General features: G+C 71.7%; 8 protein-coding genes. 5 read left to right on the forward strand and 3 right to left on the reverse strand.

Annotation, left to right across the window (positions count from 1 at the left end):
- Nucleotides 1–10 precede the first annotated feature (10 nt).
- Entirely contained in the window at nucleotides 11–1,462 is a 1,452-nt protein-coding gene (locus tag WMF43_RS23370; protein WP_437683337.1) for a hypothetical protein, read from the forward strand.
- 34 nt (nucleotides 1,463–1,496) lie between these two features.
- On the opposite strand, the gene WMF43_RS23375 is transcribed toward WMF43_RS23370, so the two are convergent.
- Nucleotides 1,497–5,504: a serine/threonine-protein kinase gene (locus WMF43_RS23375; protein WP_437683338.1), complete on the reverse strand. Its 4,008-nt coding sequence runs from the start codon at nucleotides 5,502–5,504 to the stop codon at nucleotides 1,497–1,499.
- 8 nt (nucleotides 5,505–5,512) lie between these two features.
- Nucleotides 5,513–6,403, reverse strand: coding sequence for a hypothetical protein (locus tag WMF43_RS23380; protein ID WP_437683339.1), 891 nt, complete (start codon nucleotides 6,401–6,403; stop codon nucleotides 5,513–5,515).
- Between the two features lie 281 nt (nucleotides 6,404–6,684).
- On the opposite strand from WMF43_RS23380, the gene WMF43_RS23385 reads away from it, so the two are divergent.
- Nucleotides 6,685–8,070: a serine/threonine protein kinase gene (locus tag WMF43_RS23385; RefSeq protein WP_437683340.1), complete on the forward strand. Its 1,386-nt coding sequence runs from the start codon at nucleotides 6,685–6,687 to the stop codon at nucleotides 8,068–8,070.
- Nucleotides 8,071–8,151: 81 nt separating this feature from the next.
- On the opposite strand, the gene WMF43_RS23390 is transcribed toward WMF43_RS23385, so the two are convergent.
- Nucleotides 8,152–9,246, reverse strand: coding sequence for an STAS domain-containing protein (locus tag WMF43_RS23390; RefSeq protein ID WP_437683341.1), 1,095 nt, complete (start codon nucleotides 9,244–9,246; stop codon nucleotides 8,152–8,154).
- 408 nt (nucleotides 9,247–9,654) lie between these two features.
- On the opposite strand from WMF43_RS23390, the gene WMF43_RS23395 reads away from it, so the two are divergent.
- The 3 genes from WMF43_RS23395 (at nucleotide 9,655) to WMF43_RS23405 (ending at nucleotide 13,960) form a co-directional block, all read left to right on the forward strand.
- Complete coding sequence (locus WMF43_RS23395; protein ID WP_437683342.1) at nucleotides 9,655–10,893, forward strand: NosD domain-containing protein; 1,239 nt, start codon at nucleotides 9,655–9,657, stop codon at nucleotides 10,891–10,893.
- A gap of 128 nt (nucleotides 10,894–11,021) precedes the next feature.
- Nucleotides 11,022–13,046: a redoxin domain-containing protein gene (locus WMF43_RS23400; protein WP_437683343.1), complete on the forward strand. Its 2,025-nt coding sequence runs from the start codon at nucleotides 11,022–11,024 to the stop codon at nucleotides 13,044–13,046.
- On the forward strand, nucleotides 13,043–13,960 hold the full coding sequence (locus WMF43_RS23405) for a hypothetical protein (protein ID WP_437683344.1): 918 nt from the start codon (nucleotides 13,043–13,045) through the stop codon (nucleotides 13,958–13,960). The genes WMF43_RS23400 and WMF43_RS23405 overlap by 4 nt, the downstream gene beginning before the upstream one ends.
- Nucleotides 13,961–13,997: the final 37 nt, after the last annotated feature.

The raw sequence follows: 13,997 nt of genomic DNA on the forward strand, positions 1-13,997 counted from the left end.
CCGACGCTCGATGGACTTGAATCTTTTTCTGGCCCACGCCGAGGACGGGGCTCAGGTATTCAGCGCGGAGCTCCCTCCCGAAGCGCTGCCGCCGGTGGACGCGATCGACGTCCGTCCCCGCCGCGCACGGCCTCCCATCGACGGCTACCTGGGCGAGCTGGAGGCCCCGCCCGACTCGCTGTCGGCGCAGCGCTGGGGCGTGATCCTGGCGGAGGGGCGCGCCGGCGACCTCCACCTCGACGCGCTCGCGCCCCTCATCGAGCTCCGGCAAGCAGCCCAGAAGGAGCCTGTCCGCATCTTTCGCGTGCCGTCAGGGACCGAAGGGAAAGCTGCGCTGGACTGGGTGAAAGATACGTACCAGACCCGGGCCATCGACGAGGAGGAGCGCCCGCGCTACCTGCTCCTCGCGGGCGATCTCGCGCAGATCTCGCTTGACCTCCAGCAAATCCTGGCGACGGTCGCCTTCCCGGGCAGGATCGCGTTTCCATGCTCGGCGCAGTACCGGGCCTACGCCGGCAAGGTGGTGCGGTGGGAGCACCCCGATGCGGCAGCGGAGAGCCCGCAGGCGCTCTTCGCGCTGCCGGCCGACGGGACGCCTGCGACCAGCGTCGGCTTGATCCACCTCCTCCGGCCGTGCCTGAGCAGCGCGATGGCCGCCTGGAGAGGGGGGCGCTTCGCGCAGCGCGAGCCGCGCGAGATCACGGGTATCGGCGAAGATCTGCGCGATGAGCTGCTCGAGGCGGCGAGCGCGCGGCTCGCGGGCGTCCTCGTCTCGGTGAGCCACGGGAGCGGCCCACCGCGCGACGGCTCCTGGCCGTCGCCCGAGGCGCAGCGGCGCGAGCAAGGCGCGCTCAGCCTCGGGCACGGCGTGCGCCTCGGGGCGGCCGACGTCGCGAGCGGGCCTTTCTTGCCGGGAGGGCTCTGGCTGATGTTCGCCTGCTTCGGCGCCGGGACACCGCCGCGGAGCGCCTATCACCACTGGCTCACGATGCGGCACGAGGCGGGCGCCTGCAACTCCCGGGATCTCGAGCGCGTGCGCGCGGTGCTCGCCGGCGCGGGGGAGCACGGGTTCCTCTCGGCGCTCGCGCTCTCGGCGCTGTCGAACCCCGAAGGGCCCCTGGCGGTGATCGGTCACATGGATCTCGCATGGACCAACAGCTTCCTCGACCCGACGACCGGAAGGAGCCGGAGCGGGCCGTTCTGGAACGCGGCTCGCGCGATGCTCAAGGGCAGCCGCGCAGGCGTGGCGCTAGACGCGCTGACGCGCGCGTGGCAAGCGGTGAACGACGAGCTCGCCGACATGGTCGACGCACAGAGGCGCGCGAAAGCGGCCGGGGCCGACGCTCCCTTGAACCCTGTCGCCTACGCCGACCGTTGGCTCGCGCGCAACGACCTGCGCTCCTTCGTCCTGTTGGGCGACCCCGCGGCGCGGCTCGCGCTCCGGTCGCCGGTCGTCCCGTAGAGCGACCTCGCGGCCCCGCGTGGCGCTGGCGGCCCTAGGCTCCTCGCTGCCGCTCGAGCCGCTCGCGCATCACGTTGGGGATCCTCCCCGCGGCCTCGATCGCCCTCTCGAGCGCGGCCTTCGCCTCCGCGTGGCGGCCGCGCCGGGCGAGGGCGCGCGCGCGCGCCTCGATGACCTCGATCTGCTCCTGCCCCACGGAGAAGCGCGCCGACCGCTCCTCGAGCTCGTCCCACGCCTCGTCGGTCGCGTCGCGCGTGGCCAGATCGATCATCGACCACTGCACCTCTTCCGAGGGGGGCATCTCCACGCCTTCACGCCCTGCCGCGACGGCCTTCGCCTGCTGGATGCGTATGGCCTCGATGATCTCCCGCGCCTTGCCCTCCTCGCCCCGGTAGAGGAGCAGCCGCGCGAGGAGGAGCTCCACCAGCGGCCGCGCCTCGTCCCCCCGCTGATGGCGCTCCAGGACCACGGCCCGCTCCACGTGCGGCATCGCTGCGTCGAGGTTGCCCATCAGATAGAGGTACTCGCCGAGGTTGAACTCCCCCACGAGCTCCAGCAACCCGAGCCCCAGCTCGCGCGAGATGGTGAGGAGGCGGCACAGGTCGAGGATCATCCCCTCGATGTCTCCCCGGCACGCGCGGAGGAGCGCCCGGCTGTTGATCGCCGGCCCGAGGTGCAAGAGATCGCCTCGCTCCTCGCACATGCGGATCGCCCGATCCAGCACCGCGCCCGCCTCGTCCAGCTTACTCAGGCCCTGATAGATGAAGCCCAGCAGGAACAGCGACACCACCAGCGTCTCGTAGCCCTCGTCGCCCAGCCCCTCTGCCTGCGCCGCCGCTCGCTCGAACTGCTGCGCCGCCTCCTCCTCGCGGCTCTCGCGGTGCAGCGAGCGCGCCACCCCCATCGAGAGGCGCGCCGCGAGCGCCGGAGGCAATCCGCTTGGCGCGAGCGCCCCCGCCTCCTCCACCCGCTGCTTGGATCGCCCGTAGTCGTTCATCCAGTCGAGCGCCGTGGCCTCGTCGAGCAGGATCTCGATCTGCTCGATCACGTCGCCCTCCTCGACCGCCATCGCGCGCGCGCGATCGAGATCCCCGAGCGCGTCGTGGTAGCGGCCCAGCCGGTAGCGCATCAGCCCCCGGCCCCGGTACGCCGTCCTCCGCCGCACCCCGCGCTCCGGGGCCGGCTGCGCGAGCGCGCGGCTGTAGTGGAGCTCCGCCTCCACGTAGGCGTGCCGAGCCCGCGCCCGCTCGGCGAGCTCCAGGTACACCTCCTCCGCGACGTCCGCGAGCCCCGCCTCGGCCGCGTGGTGCGCGATCTTGAACCACCGCTGCTCCCGGCCCTCGTGGGTCGCCGCGCGGTGGTGCTCGTACGCCGCGAGGTGGATCTGCCGCCGCTCGGACTCGGCGACGTCGTGCGCGACGGCCTCCCGCACCAGCGCGTGCCGGAAGCGCAGCACGCCCTTCCGATCGCCGACCAGCACGCCCGCCTTGAGCAACCGCTCGGTCCCGACGCGCGCGTCGAGCGGGAAGGCCGCGCCGTCGCCGCGGAGATCCAGCTGGTGCAGCACGCCCGCGATCTCGTCGACCGACACCTCGGCGCCGAGCAGCGAGACGAGCCGCGCGTGCGCCCCGAGCGCCGGCCCAAGCGCCGCGATCTCGCCCTGCGCCAGCGGATCCAGCGCCGGCAAGGAAGGGAGGCGGTCGAGCTCGTCGGTCGCCAGGTACCACGCGTCGCCCCGCCGGTGCCGGCGCAGGATCCCCTCGCGCTTGAGCCCGTGCACGAGCTCCACAAGGAGCAACGGCACCCGCTGCGAGCGCTCGAGCAGGCGATCGATCGCCGGCTCCGGCACGTCCCGCGCGGGCAGGAGGAGCCGCCGGCAGAGCGCCCGCGCGCTCTCGTCGTCCAGCGGATCGAGCCGCAAGGCCTCGCGCCGGGCGGCGCGCTCACCCCAGGAAGGGTGCGCCTCGGCGAACGCCGGGCGCGCCATCGCGCAGATCCAGAGCGGCGCCGCCCCGTCCGCGAGCGCCGCGTACTCGAGCGCCGCGAGCGTCGCGTCATGAGCGAAGTGCGCGTCGTCGAGGAGGACGACCACGGGCGACGCGGCCGCGCGCCGGCGCAGGCACTCGCCCGCCGCCCGGACGCGCGCCGAGCGCAGCGCGCCGGGCGCGGCCCTGAGCGCCTCGAGCTCGGGGAAGACCTGGACGCCGCTCTGCTCGTCCACCCATCCGAGCACCATCGCGAGCCCCGGGCCGAGCTCCTCGCCGAGCCCGGGGCCGAGCCGCTCCGCGAGCGCCGCACGGACGCCGCTCTCCGGAGGTTCCTCGGGCACGCCGAGCGCCTCGCGCACGAGCTCGAGAAGCGTCGCGTCGGAGGCGGCGCTCGTCGGCTCCCGCCCGCGCAGCTCGATGATCTGGGCGTGCGGCAGGCGCTCCCGGAGCTGCTTGCCGAGCTCGATGAAGAGGCAGCTCTTCCCGTGGCCGGGCCCGCCCGTCACGGAGACGACGGCGGGCTGCTTCAGGCCGAGCGCCTCCTCGGCGCTCTTCAGGAGCTGGTCGAGGATCTCGCGACGGCCGACGAACGCGCCGGGGTTCGTCGCGTCGCGCGGCTCGTCCTCGACGCCCGGCGGGAGCTCGTCGGCCGCGGCGGCGGGCGACCGCTCCGGGAGCGCGGCCGACGCCTCGGGCGTGAGGAACGGCCCCGTCGGCCCGGAGGCGGAGGGCCACCGCTCAGCGCGAGAGAACAGCGGGCTCAGGAACCGCTGCGCCCCGCCCGGGCGATGCTGCACCGACACGGGCGCGAGATCGATGAGGACCCGCTCGCAGAGCCCACCTCGCAGCAGCTCGTCGGCGGCCCGCTGCGCGCGGCGCGCGGGGCCCGCCGCGCCCTCCTGGCCGAAGACGCCCACGTAACGCGCGCCGGAGGCGTGCGCGAGCTCGCCGCCGAGCGCCCGGAGCCTGCGCTGCACGGCGATCCGATCGGCCGCGCTCTCGAAGAAGAGGAGCCCCATCGCGCGGCGCTCGATGCCGGCCACGGAGCGCGGCGCCTCGCGCTCGCTCGCCATGAGCTCGTCCCCGAGCGCGCGCTCGAGCGCGACGCGGAGCTCGGTCGCGCTCGCGAACCGCTCGCTCCGCTCCTTGGCCAGGCAGCGGTGCACCACCTCCTCGAGCGCCCGGGGCACGGCCGCGCGGGCCGACAAGCGCGGCGGCCTGCGGCTCCGGTGGTCCTCCAGCACCGCCGCGCGCGGCCCCCAGAACGGGGGCCGGCCCGCGAAGAGCTCGTACAGGATGACGCCCATCGCGTAGATGTCCGCGCGCGCGTCGAGATCCGCCCTCCCGGCGGACTGCTCCGGCGCCATGTACTCCGCCGTCCCGACGGCGAGGTCCTCGTCCTGCCCGTCGTACCGCCGCCCCACGACGCGGGCGATGCCGAAGTCGATGAGGGTCGCCTTGTCCTGATCGACGAGGATGTTCTCGGGCTTGAGGTCGCAGTGCACGTAGCCACGCGCGTGCACGGTCTCGAGGGTGGAGAGCGTCGCGAGCGCGAGCCGGGCGGCCTCGTCGAGCTCGGGCGCGGGGCGCGCCGCGAGGCGGGCGGCGAGCGTGGGCGCGGCGATGTGCTCGATCACGACGTAGGGCGAGCCGTCGTCCAGCGTCCCCCGCGCGTGCACGGCCGGCACGTGCGGGGGCCCGATGGCCGAGAGCGCCTCGATCTCGCCCTGGAGGCGCTGGCCCGCGCCGCGGCGCGCGGCGCGCGCGAGCTTGATGGCCACGCGCGCCCCGCCGCCCTCGGGCTCGGCCTCGAACACGACGCCGAAGCCGCCCTGCCCCAGCGTCCTGCGGGTCCAGTAGCCGGGGAAGCGAGGCAGGGCGACCGGGACGACGTCCGTGATGTCCGGCGGGATCGACGACGGGCCGGAGGTAGGCCGAGCGGACTGCGTGCACTCGGGGCACGCGCCCTGGTTCCGTCGCCCGCACGCCGGACAGCGCCCCGCTTGCGGGGTAGCGCGCTCCGGCTCCTTGCCTCGCAGGGCCTCCGAGCCCATTCACGCTCCTACGGGGCGGCCGGCAAGAACGAGGTCATCACGACGTCCGTGCGCACCCAGGGCGAGACCGAAGGATTCTCGAGACACCCCCTATAGTAGCCGGCCACGGCGTCCGTGTTGTTACAAAGCGCGTCGCAGGAGCCCGCGATCACCATCGCGCCGCACTGCTGGACGGTCGTGGCCCCGGTCGTCGGGTCGACGCTGAGGTGACCGGCCGCACAGTCGCGCTGCAGCTGGCGCGCGCGCGCGACGCCTGTTGGTGAGTAGCAGGCCCGCAGAAAGGGTGCCTGCGTCGTGGAGAACACGTTGCCCCAGAACGCGCCTTCCCTCACCGGAAAGCTCGTGCGCTCCGTCGGGGTCGAGGGCATCTCGTTGTTGCGCAGGGAGATCCTCACCGAGACACCGTACCAGTTCATCCGCGCGGCGAGGCAGGCCGTGATCTGGCTCTGAACATATGTGTTGTTGCCGAGGGGCGTGGTCGCCCACCAGCCCGCATATCCGAGCTCGCCGCGGTAGACCTCCGAGCGGACGACCCCGCTGCTGTCGGTCCATGAGAACGAGAACGTCTGGTCAGAGCGCAGCGCACAGCCCACGGTGTAGCGCAGGAGCTCCCTCGACAGAGCGCCACTTGGCCCCGGATCCTTGATGGCCGCCAGCGCGCCCGGGTTCAGCGCGCCCGGGTTCAGCGCGTTCGGGGTCATCGCGTTCGGGGTCATCGCGTTCGGGGTCATCGCGTTCGGGGTCATCGCGTTCGGGAGTTGACCGTTCTCGGTATCGAGCGCGCTCTCGGCCTCCCCGAGCAGCGCTTCCGGATCAGAATCAAGCTCGGCGCCGATGCAGGCGGTGGTAACCAGAGGTACGACGAGGATTGCAGCGAGACGCGTACAGCAAGGTTCCATGACGGTCTCCCCCTTTCATCGCTGGGTTCTTGAGACAAGGTCGAGCTATGGGAAAGTTTAAGTTACCATCTGGAAACGCTCCTGTATATGCCTTCGTAAGGCTTCATAAAGAAAACCTTGTCACTCCACCACAAAACTATTCCTAGGTTGAACCCACGCGGCGCACGCGGCTCGGCGCGCGCGGGACACGCGGGACACGGCGGACACGGCGGACACGAGACAGAACGCACGCAACGCGCGCGCAGGTGGTACGATGCCGACACACCATACGAAGAGGCGGTATGACCGACGAAGAGGACAAGACCAGGACCTTCGTGTATTCTGAAAGGTTCTCCGCGCGCGGCGAGCTCCCGCCGGGCACCATGGCCGGCGAGTACATCCTTGAGGAGTTCATCGCGCGGGGCGGCTGCGGCGCGGTCTATTCGGCGCGGCACCTCCGCTCGGGGAGGCGGGCCGCCGTCAAGGTGCTGGACGAGGCGGTGGTCCATGCGCACCGCGTGCTCGAGCGGTTCGCGCGCGAGATCGAGGCCTTGCGCAGGATCTCCCACCCGAACATCGTCGAGATCTACGAGGTCGGCGAGCTCGAAGATCACCGGCCCTTCTATGCGATGGAGCGCCTCGAGGGCCAGACGCTCGACGCCCTCATCAAGGCCGAGAAGCGGCTCCCGCTCCGCGATGTGCTGGCGCTGATGGATCCTGTTTGCGCGGCGCTGGGGGCGGCCCACGCAGCAGGGATCATCCACCGGGATGTCAAGGCCAGCAACATCTTCATCTGCTCGGATCCGCCGCGCACCGTGAAGCTGCTCGATTTCGGCATCGCCAAGATGATGGCTCCCGAGGAGAGCTCAACCTGGTTCACCACGGCCGGGCGTATGCCCGGGACACCCTCGATCATGGCCCCGGAGCAGATCCTGGGCGGACACATCGACGCGCGGGTGGATATCTATGCTCTTGGAGTACTTCTCCATCGCATGTTGGTGGGCCGATTACCATTCCATACCCACGACGCGGACGAGATGGTACGGATGCACCTCGAGGAGACGCCGCTGCCCCCGAGCGCGCGGGTCCCGCTGCCGCCCGAGCTCGACACGGTGGTGCTGCGGTGTATGGAGAAGCGGCGGGAGCGGCGGTTCGGCTCGGTCGGCGAGCTGATGAGCGCGCTCCGGGACGCCATCGGCACGCCCTCGTCGGGGGTGCAGATTGGCCCAGATCCGACGCAGCAGGCGGTGGCGGTGTACGTGGAGGTCCGGACGCGCGGCCGATCCGACGAGTTCGACGAGGCGCTGGCCGTCGACATCGGGCAGGTGCTCGACATCGCCGAGGCGCAGCTCTCGGGCGCGGGGTTCATCCTGGTGTCGATCACCGGCAACGAGGTGCTCGGCGTCCGCCTGCTCCCGGCGACGGCGGACGAGGAGCGGCGGGAGCGGCGCGCGGCGCTCGAGGTCGCGGCGGCGGCGCACGAGGCGCTCGCCCGGCGCACAGGGGCAGACCCCCGCGTGCACGTCAACGTGTGCGTGCACGTGGGCGAGGTGCAGGCGCGCTCGGCGGAGCAGCCCGAGATCACGGGCGGCGCGCTCCTGTGCGCGGGGCAGTGGGCGCCGGCGGCCGAGGTGCAAGGGGTGTTCGCGACGCCGAACGCGACCGAGGGCCTCGCCCCCCTGCCCTGACGCGGCGCGTCTGCGCCGGGCGCGGGCAGCGGGCCATCGAGGGAGGCGGCGCGCGCTCGATTTACCTCGGATTACCTCGGACTACTTCTGATTGCTCCTGATTGTTTCGGATTGCTTCTGAGCTCCGACGCCCGCGGCCATGCACGACTTGAGGCCTTCCTGCAGGTCGCGCAGCGTGGTGATGCGGCCGAGGTCCATGCCGAGCGACACGACGGTCTGAGCCACCGCGGGGCGGATGCCGGTCACGACCAGGCGCGCCCCGAGCAGCTCCACCGCCCGCACGATCCGGATCAGGTGATCGGCGGTGCTCGTGTCCACCGCGTCCACCGCGGTGAGGTCCAGGATGACATGCCGCGTCTGGCCGCCGACGATGGCGCCGAGCAGCCGCTCCATCAGCGCGGACGCGCGCTGGCTGTCGAGCCCTCCCATGACCGGGACCGTCAGCACGCCGTCCCACACCTGGATGATCGGCGCGACCATCGCGCAGAGCGCCGTCTCCTGCTGCTGGATGAGCTGCAGCTTCTCGCGCAGCGCCGCCTCGGTCCTCTCCCGCTCGGCGACCTCCTTCTTCAGCGCCGCAAGCGCCGCCGCGAGATCCGTGGCCGTGGCCCGCCCCTCCTCGAGCAGCTCGGCGAGCCGCGCCTCGGCCGTCTTGTCGGTCGGGCGGACCAGGAGCTCGTCGTACTCCGAGCCGTTCGTCTCGAAGGCCGTCTGTTCAGCCCAGCAAGGGACGCCGAACAGGCGCTCGGTCATGCCGGCCATCTTGCCGGCCGTCATGGCACACCCCCAGCTGACCCCGAGCGAGCGCTGGTAAATCGATTCCCAGTTGTTGTAGACGCGATACCGCGCCTCGCGGCGCTCGCGGTCCAGCGCCACGATGTCCCAGCGTCCCCAGCCGGCCGGCAACGAAATCTTGTTCACCAGCCGGAACCCCTCCTCGAAGCTCGACTGCGTGCTGAGGATGGACCAGTCGCCATCGACGCTTTGCCGCCCGCCGAGCTGGAGGCACAGGTTGAAGCGCTCGACGCCGACCATCGCCACCATGCCCGACATCAGGCCGGCCACCGAGCTCGGGATCCACATGCTCAGCGTCGGCATACCGGCCCACAGGTTCAGGCCCTTGTCTAGATCCCACTCGATGTCGAAGCCCGCGATCGTTATTTTGGGATTTTGCATACGTTCCGTCGTCGTGTCGCCAGCATGGCACACACGGCCCTGCCTGTTCCACGGTCGGTGATCGCGCCGCGCGGCCCCGCGCTCGAGGGGCGCCTCGGCATGGCGTCCGGGAGACGCGCGGCCGCTGCTCGAGCTCCCACCGAGTCCGCTCAGGTGAGCGAGCATACCGGCCGATCGATGACGCACGTGGCGCTGGCACCGACGCGGCGTCGTGCAGCTGTGATCCAGCAGCTCCACGCAGCGGCTTCGGCGGGGACGGTCGCCGCGACTGACATTCTGGCCGCGCCGTGTGGCGCACCGTGGCACAGGGGTTCGCGGAAGCACGCGGATACCGCTGCTTGCTCGTCAAATCGTCTGGCACTGCACTTGCTGATGCCGGCGTCCATGACTACTTTGGCGCGATTTGGGATGATTTTCGCCGCCATGTGGATGGCGGCGTGCGGGGCAGAAGACGGGACGGAGCGCGGGCTCGACGGGAGCTCGAGCCCTGAGCCCTCCGGCGGGGCGAGCTCGCCTGACGGCACGGCAAACGACAGCGGCAATCCAGCGCAGGCCGCATCGTCGGAGCTCCGTCTCCGCGTCCCCGACGGGACCCGCGTGACCCTCGACAGCGTGCGCGTGAGCTCGGGATCCCCGGCAGTCATGGACGTCGAGAGCGCGACGGGTCCGACCATCGTGGTGCCTCGCGTCGGCGCAGCGCTCGTGTCCGTGGTGGCCGTGGACGAGGACGGCGAGGTGCTCGACGCGAGCACGAGCGGAGCCGGGTGCGCCGTCCCGGCGCTCGGCGAGGAGCGTGTGCTCGTGGTGCCGGACGCCTACGCGAGCATCCAGGAGGCCATCGACGCCGCCGCCTACGGCGATACCGTCTTCGTCCAGCCGGGAGAATACCACGAGCACCTCCGCCTGCGCTCGGGCGTGAGGCTGGTCGGCGCGGGCGCGGCGGCGACGGTGCTCGACGGACAGGGGCTGGGCGAGAACCTCATCGATTACACGGGCGCCCAGAACGTGGTCGTTCGAGGCTTCACGCTGCGAAACGTGGGACGGACCGAGGGCTGCGCGCAGGGCGACGCGCTGGTCTGCAGCGGCGACTGGTACGCCGCCGCCGTCTACGCCGACGGCCACACCACGCCCTCGAACGACTGCGATCGTCCGTCGCTGCTCCTCACGCAGAACGTGATCGAGGACAACGAGATCGGCGTGATGCTCTACCATCACGCGCTCGCCGTGGTCCGGAACAACGTGTTCCTCCACAACGCGGACGCCTTCGTGGCGAATCACCTGCAGGATCACGCCGTCGTGGCCCAGAACGCGTTTTACGGGAACAGCGCACACGCGCTCGCCGCGGACGCCGCGGAGCTCGACGTCCTCAACAACGTGATCGTCGCGAACGGCGTCGCGCTCGATCAGGAGCACGTGCAGCGCGGGCGCGTGCGGTGCAACGTGCTCTTCGACAACGACAACACGGGCAACGTGATCGTGCCCGGCGAGGACGGGAACCTCCTCGTGGATCCGCGGATCTCGGGTCTGCTCGACGGCGACTTCCACCCGGCGGCCGGCTCGCCGGCGCTGACGGCCGGCTGCCTCGGCGAGGAGGGGGACCAGGGCGTCGCTGCGGGCGCGCACGGGGGGGCGCTAGGGGTCTGGTGAGGTGAGCGGACGACCGGTGTCCTTCTCCCCTCCTCCTTCGCCGCCATTCTTCCTCGCTGCCCCTCCCTTCATGCTGCCGGTACGCTGTGTGCCGTCCTGACCTTCACCACCACCAAGGAGCTCCGTTCATGAATCTGCTACGACCTCGCGCTCTCCTGCCCGCGCTGGTCATGCTCGCCTTGCCCGCCTGCGCGGACGACCCTCCGAGCGAGACCGGGCTGTCCTGCGGCCCCGGTACCAAGGAGGTCGCCGGCGCGTGTGTGCCGGCGGCGACGAGCCCAGGCCTCACCTGCGGCGAAGGCACGGCGGACGTCGACGGGCAGTGCGTCCCGACGGCGACGACCCCGGGGCTCGCCTGCGGCGAGGGCACGGCGGACGTCGACGGGCAGTGTGTCCCGACGGCGCTCGAGCCCGGCCACTTCCTGAGCCCGATGGTCCAGCTCCAGAACCTGCACGAGGTCGGGAGCCACACGGACGAGGTGCACATCCGCGAGGACAACCTGCTCCTCAACTGCAGCTACACGTTCAACGTCATCGACGCCGAGGACCCCGCCAATATGGAGGTGCTCGCGGGGGGTCTCAGGCACACCATCCCCGGCGACACCCGCACCCCCGGGTGCAAGCACCTCGCGTGGGATGGCGACCTCGTCTTCACGACGCACCTCGGCAACATCCGGAACCCGGCCTTCCTCAGCGGCTGGGACATCAGCGATCCCGAGGCGCCGGTGCAGCTCCCGGTCCTGCAGGAGGCGGGGATCAGCTACGAGGGCGTCGACGTCGCCAACCACCACATCTTCGTGGGGCTGCACGGGAGTGGCCTCGGCGTTTACAGCTACGACAGCGCGACCGGGTTCACGCGCGTCGGCAGCCTGGGCGGCTTCACCAACGCGTGGGGCATCGCCGCACGCGACAACCATGTGTTCGTCGCCGACGGCGTGGACGGGCTCGTCACGGTCGACGCGACGGACCCCGCGAATCCGGTCGAGCTCGGCCGAGTGGCCACCGGCGGCCAGGCCAAAGGCGTCGTCGTGGAGGGCGACTTCGCCTACGTGGCGGCGGGCTCGGCGGGCGTCGCCGTGGTGGACATCTCGGATCTCGAGAGTCCGGTCGTGGTCGGCCGCGCCGAGATGCCCGGGACCCCGCTCCGCCTCGCCTACTCCGAGGGACGCCTCTTCGTCGCCGCGTGGAACGACGTGCGCGTCTACGACGTCTCCACGCCCGAAAGCCCGGAGTTCATCGCGGCCGTGCGCATCCCGAGGGAGTTCGAGTACGACGACCCGAACCGCGAGCTCCCGACCATGCGCACCTTCGGCGTCGCCGCCCGGGGGCAGGACGTGTTCATCGGCACGTGGGAGAACCCGTATTCCTACCGCCTCGAGCCGGACCGCCTCGCACCCAACATCCGCCTGCCGGAGGCCGCTGCCCGGATCGACTTCGGCCCGGTCGCCGCCGGGAAGACGAAGACCCTGCCGTTCGAGGTCACCAACCAGGGGACCGCGCCGCTCACGCTGGTGGACACCTGGGTCAGCAGCCCGGCGTTCAGCGTCGCGCCGCGCCAGGCCCGGATCGAGCCCGGCAAGACGCTCGAGCTCAGCCTGACCTACCGCGCCTCGGCGGCGGAGCAGGAGATCGGCTATCTCCACATCGCCTCGGACGACCCCGCGGCCCCGGTGCGCAAGGCCTACCTCGTCGGCAACGCGCCCGGCGTGAGCGTCGGCGCGCCCCTGCCCGCGACCACGGGCACGATGCTGGACGGCACCACGTGGACCTCGGAGGACTCGGAGGGGAGCGTGCTCTTGCTCACCTACTTTGCCACCTTCTGCCCGGTCTGCGCCAACCACCTGCCGGACACCGAGGAGCGGTTCTGGCAGAAGTACAAGGACCAGGGGCTGCACATCGTGGCGCTGAATCCGAGGGAGTCGGTCGATCAGATCGGCCAGGTGCAGACGTACTGCGACAACATCAAGGTCACCTTCCCGGTCGGGCTCGAGGAGACCGCGAGCACGTACAGCGCGGTGACGTCCAACTTCCCCGGACCCAACCCCTTCCCGGTCGACGTGATCGTCGGGAAGGACGGCATCGTCCGGTACGCCACCCACGAGTACGATCCGGATGCGATGACGGCGGTCATCGAGCAGGCGCTGGCCGAATGATGAACCGCGCTTTGCTCCTGACGGTCGCGCTCATCACGTCCGCGTGCGACGACGGCGGCTCCACGAGCGGGACGGGGCACGCCGGCGGGGGCGACGGCGGCGCGGGGGGCGACGGCGGCGCGGCAGCAGGAACAGGCGGCGGCGCCGGGGGCGAGGCAGCAGCAACGGGCGGCGGCGCCGGGGGCGACGGCGCGGCGGGGGGCCCTGGCTCAGGAGCGGCTCCGGCGGGGCTGGGCGTGACCGGCGTGCTCGCGGACGAGGCGGGGCAGCCGATCGGCGGCGCCCCGGTGCTGCTGTGCAACACCACGGTCTGCTACACGGACAGCTCGGGGGCGGACGGCCGCTTCACCTTCCGGTTCGACGCGAAGCTGCCGGTCGACTTCGTGGTGAAGTCGATGGAGGACGTGGGGACGGCGCCGCGCCGGGGCGTGACCCTGCGCCCGCTGCGCTTCGTGGATGCGGTCACCGTCGACGCAGGGTCGCTCTTCGTGCCGGAGCTGCCCGCGGGCGCCGTCCCTGACCCGCGCCGCAGCGAGCCGCAGACCCTGGAGGTCGGCGACGGCCTCCGGCTCACCGCGCGGTGCGCCGACCTCCTCGCGCCGCTCGGCGCGTCGCTCCACGACATCGCGGCCCGGAAGATCCCGCCGGAGCGTGTTCCGCCCCTCGCCGAGCTCGGCGGAGAGGAGCTCGTGGCGGTCTACGCGCTGTACCCGTTCGGGACGAGCAGCGGCTCGCCCATCGAGGTTGAGGCGCCCTCGGATCTCGCGCCGGGGACGCCTGTGCGCTTCCGGAGCATGAGCAAGTACGACGGCAAGCTCTCGGCGGCTGTCGCCGGGGAGGCCGACGGCGCGGTCGTCAAGACGGCGCCGCTCTCCGGCATCGACGAGCTGACCTGGCTCGTGATCTCCAGATAGCCGCCTGCGGGCTCGCCGCCTGACCCACCGACCTCCA

This window comes from Sorangium sp. So ce131 (genome assembly GCF_051519095.1).
In the GTDB taxonomy this organism is placed as follows: Bacteria; Myxococcota_A; Polyangia; order Polyangiales; family Polyangiaceae; genus Sorangium.

Coding starts and splice junctions, on each gene's coding strand:
- WMF43_RS23370 (WP_437683337.1), top strand. CDS start 11: ATGGACTTGAATCTTTTTCTGGCCCACGCCGAGGACGGGGCTCAGGTA.
- WMF43_RS23375 (WP_437683338.1), bottom strand. CDS start 5,504: ATGGGCTCGGAGGCCCTGCGAGGCAAGGAGCCGGAGCGCGCTACCCCG.
- WMF43_RS23380 (WP_437683339.1), bottom strand. CDS start 6,403: ATGGAACCTTGCTGTACGCGTCTCGCTGCAATCCTCGTCGTACCTCTG.
- WMF43_RS23385 (WP_437683340.1), top strand. CDS start 6,685: ATGACCGACGAAGAGGACAAGACCAGGACCTTCGTGTATTCTGAAAGG.
- WMF43_RS23390 (WP_437683341.1), bottom strand. CDS start 9,246: ATGCAAAATCCCAAAATAACGATCGCGGGCTTCGACATCGAGTGGGAT.
- WMF43_RS23395 (WP_437683342.1), top strand. CDS start 9,655: ATGATTTTCGCCGCCATGTGGATGGCGGCGTGCGGGGCAGAAGACGGG.
- WMF43_RS23400 (WP_437683343.1), top strand. CDS start 11,022: ATGAATCTGCTACGACCTCGCGCTCTCCTGCCCGCGCTGGTCATGCTC.
- WMF43_RS23405 (WP_437683344.1), top strand. CDS start 13,043: ATGATGAACCGCGCTTTGCTCCTGACGGTCGCGCTCATCACGTCCGCG.